The sequence below is a fragment of the Bartonella sp. AD24XZML genome (genome assembly GCF_042196485.1).
GTDB lineage: Bacteria > Pseudomonadota > Alphaproteobacteria > Rhizobiales > Rhizobiaceae > Bartonella.
The window spans coordinates 1-4,069 of the sequence record NZ_JBHIQH010000087.1 but is presented as its reverse complement, the minus strand read 5'-3'; the positions used below and the strand labels follow the sequence as shown (position 1 = coordinate 4,069).

General features: G+C 43.4%; 2 protein-coding genes and 1 pseudogene. All 3 read left to right on the top strand.

Annotated elements, in window-relative coordinates; all coding sequences use genetic code 11:
* The coding region (locus ACFIMX_RS08625) for a hemagglutinin repeat-containing protein (protein WP_375694323.1) at window positions 1–2,404 on the top strand (2,404 nt) is incomplete at its 5' end.
* On the top strand, window positions 2,401–2,805 hold the full coding sequence (locus ACFIMX_RS08620; RefSeq protein WP_375694322.1) for a hypothetical protein: 405 nt from the start codon (window positions 2,401–2,403) through the stop codon (window positions 2,803–2,805). The genes ACFIMX_RS08625 and ACFIMX_RS08620, both read left to right, overlap by 4 nt.
* A 68-nt stretch (window positions 2,806–2,873) precedes the next feature.
* A pseudogene (locus ACFIMX_RS08615) lies at window positions 2,874–4,069 on the top strand (filamentous hemagglutinin); the annotation flags it as partial.

Sequence of the window (4,069 nt, the reverse complement as noted above, 5' to 3'; positions counted from 1 at the left end):
TAACGCAAAAGAAAAGCATGAAAAGTCTTTTGCTGGTGTGACAACTTCCGTTGATATCGGTGTCCTTGGCACGGTACAAGGCTTAAAAGATTCAGCGGATCGTATGAACAATAAGGATGGCAATAACACAGTTATTAATGGCATACTGACCGGCATGAAAATCAATCACCTCTTTAATAAAGGAGAGAACTTTATTAATTGGCTGACTGGCAATACGGGGGAAAAGGGGAACACAACCAAAGGACTGAGTAGCTCATTAGGAGGGGTGGGGGGCTCCACCAAGGATGCTCTTGCCAATCTGGCTGGTGCATCTGGCAGTGTAACCGTGGGCTTTAAGACAGAGAAAGCGGAAGCCTCTTCTCAAGTCTCCACAGCGGTGACAGATAGCATAGAAGGCGGACGCGCTGTTAACATGCAAGCCCACAAAGGCAGCATTCATGGTGTTGGCGCTGATATTATTGCTGGTACCAATCCAATCTATGTGCTGGAAAATGATGCACAGAGCGGAAATATCACCATGGAAGCAGGTGAAGATATCACNAATCCAATCTATGTGCTGGAAAATGATGCACAGAGCGGAAATATCACCATGGAAGCAGGTGAAGATATCACCTTTGAAAGTGCACAAAACACGCAAAGCACACAAAACAGCAGTGAAAGTTCTTCAATGAGTGTTGGCACCGGTTATGGCACGGGTGGCGCAGGGGCAACGGGCAGTGCTGCTTTTAGTCAAGGGGAAGGTTCCAGTGAGGAAGTTCAACACAAAAACAGCCATATTATAGGCACCGGCACTGTTCATACCATAAGTCAGGCAAACACCACATTGGCAGGCGCCGTGGTTTCTGGAGAGCATGTAGAAATGGAAGTTGGTGGTGATTTTGCCATTATCAGCCGCAGTGATACGGGACAAACTTCCAGCAAGCAAAACTCTGTTTCTGTTGGTTTTGGTGCTGGACAAACGGGTGGTGGGGGCTCCATGAGCGCCTCTTTCCAAAAGGATCAATCCTCTAGTGATTATCATAGTGTTGTGGAGCAATCAGGCATCAAAGCTGGTGATGGCGGCTTTAATATCAACGTTAAAGATAAAACGACCCTAACCGGAGGTATTATTGAAAGCACCGCGCCGGCAGATAAAAACAGCCTGACCACAGGAAGCATTAGCACCAGTGATATCAGCAACAGTGCGCATGCTAAAGCCAGCAGCCATGGGTTTAGCATTTCTGGGAATGACACGATAAAAAACATTGCCAAGAATGTTTTAAATCACGGCAAAGCCAAGGATGGAGCAGAAGGGGAAACCAAATCTGCTATCAGTGATGGGAGTATCATTCTTACTGATATAACTGGACAGAGGGCGATGGGGCAAGATGCTGGACAAATCATTGGCTCTCTCAACCGCAACACCGCAGCAGCACACCAGGCAGTAGGACAGCTAGATGTCGCATCGCTTGAGGGGGTAGTACATAATCGCGTAGGTATGATCAATGATTTATCGGATGAAGGATTGGGATACTGGGACAAAGTGCGCGAAGTCGCAAATGTTAAAGAACATCCAGTGGGTGAGATTTTGCATGATGAAAATGGCAATGTCCTCTATTTAACCGATGAAAATGGAGAACCTATAAAAGACAGCGATGGAGAATATATCACTCTGTATCACTTTTTAAATGCTGAAGATGAGCAGTATTTACAAGCTGGCTCTGATGGCAACAGGCGTATGTTCTATAATGGTATTTTTAACACACCAGATGAAGCAGCGCGTAATGCGGTTCAGTTAGCTGATAATGAGCATGAACCCCTTTATTTTACATACCACCCCCAAGCTAAAGATAAGCTAGTAGAGTTCGGGGTAGCAATTTATGAATATTTTGGGAGATGGAGTAATTCGACCACGAAGTTACAAGATTTTATCTATCGTTATGGCAAGACAGGGGCGATTGTTAGTGCGCATAGCCGTGGTAGTTTGACAGTGGGCAATGGAATGCGTGACTTTGAACAGCGTGGCATTCACGGTATAGCAGAAAAAACAGATATCTATCTTTTTGGACCAGCTGATAACTCTCAATCAATAGCGAATGCACTCTATTATGTGAGTGATGGTAAAAAAGATCATATTTACTTACAAAACCATATATTCGATCCCATTGGTACAGGATTTGGTCACAATCCACCTACTGCTTATAAGGTACCCTTGAGGTTCCCTTATGCAATATTTCCACCAGCAACTCCAATGATAGAGCAAGGGGGAGCGTTCATCGGGCATAACCCTAGTACCCATAAGTGTTATGGTAATGCGGGGAAAAAATGTCAAGATAGTTATGGAATACATCATAATGCAAAAATTTATGCACCTTATGCAATTTTAGATAATTTAGGTTTAGGTTATTTATGGAGAAAAAAATGAATACACTGTTTAAATTATTAAGTGGAATAGTTCTGTTAAGTGTCTCTGGATGTGACATATCAAATATTGACAAACCTCCTCCAGGGGAAGTACATGGGTGGTTGAAGGCGGAAGCAGATTTTACTGAGATAGGAAAAGCCTTATTAGAATGTGGAATGCCGAGTCTTATCGATCCTGATTCAGAAAATAGAAACCTCAGTTTAAATCAAATGGCATCCATTGATGCTTGTATGGTCCAAGCAGGATTTCGTGATAGATACGGTGGTCCGTATTGGTGCTATAATTATAAAGACCTCCCCATTTGTCAGCCTGGTGCTGTCATCCCACAGAGAAGTGTCGAAAAGCGCTTAAACAGCCCTTTTTGTAAAAGGTATAAAAACGCATCTGAATGCAAACCTTAAGTGTTGCTGTTTGTGATGACCAACAATCCGCTATCCTTGCCTTCTCTTGGAATGGCGGGATTGTTTTCTCAATCAAGCAAAACTCTGTTTCCATTGGTTATAATAGCCGAGAAAAGGATGGTACAGCCACAACCAATATTTCCTTGAACAAGGATAAATCCTCTAGTGATTATCATAGTGTTGTGGAACAATCAGGCATCAAAGCGGGTGATGGCGGCTTTAATATCAACGTTAAAGATAAAACGACCCTAACCGGAGGTATTATTGAAAGCACCGCGCCGGCAGATAAAAACAGCCTGACCACAGGAAGCATCAGCACCAGTGATATCAGCAACAGTGCGCATGCGCAAGCCAGCAGTCAAGGTTTAAGCATTTCGGCGGGTGGTCCGATGTATCAGGGCAAATATGGTGTCGGGAAAAACATTGCTAAAAATGTCTTAGATCATTCAAAAGCTAAAGATTCAGAGGAAGGATATACCAAATCTGCTATCAGCAATGGCACTATCGTCATTACTGATGAAGCAGGGCAGAAGGCATTAACAGGGCAAGATGTTGAGCAAGCCATAGCCTCCCTTAATCGGGATACTGCTAGCGCCCATAAGGGTGTACAACAGCTCGATGTAGGCAAGCTGGAACAAATCGTCCATGAAAATCGTGAAATGGCAACTCAACTCTTAGAAGAAGGGTTTAAATACAGCGATGACTCCTATAAAACCATGTTTATCAAAGAGCACCCCATCGCCGTGGTCGACCGTGATGAAAAGGGTAATATAATCTATAAAATAGATGCGAATGGGGTACCTATAAGAGATGCTCGTGGACAAAAAATCCCCAAGTTCCATTATTTAACGGATGAAGAAAAGCAGCATTTACAAGAAGGCTCTGATGGCAAAGTGCATGTGTCCTTTAATGGCATCTTTACGCCACCAGAGGAAGCCGCTGTTTATGCAGAGCAACATGCGGAGAATAAAAAATGAACCGCTTTATTTTGTGGTGTTCCCAGAAGCTGATTCTGCTATCTCAGAACTTCTAGTCGCGGGCTATCAGAAGTTTATGGAAAATAACTTTTGGGGTTTGACCAATTCCACACAAGAAGCAAAAGATTTGATGTATAGCTATGGTCTTACAGGATTAGAACTTTATGGACATAGTCGCGGGACAATGACATTGGGGAATATGCTGAATTCTTTCAAACAAGAAGGTGTGCACGGGATAGCCAACGAAAACACGACTATCAATCTCTATGGACCAGCCTTTAATGTTT

Coding starts and splice junctions, on each gene's coding strand:
- ACFIMX_RS08620 (WP_375694322.1), top strand. CDS start 2,401: ATGAATACACTGTTTAAATTATTAAGTGGAATAGTTCTGTTAAGTGTC.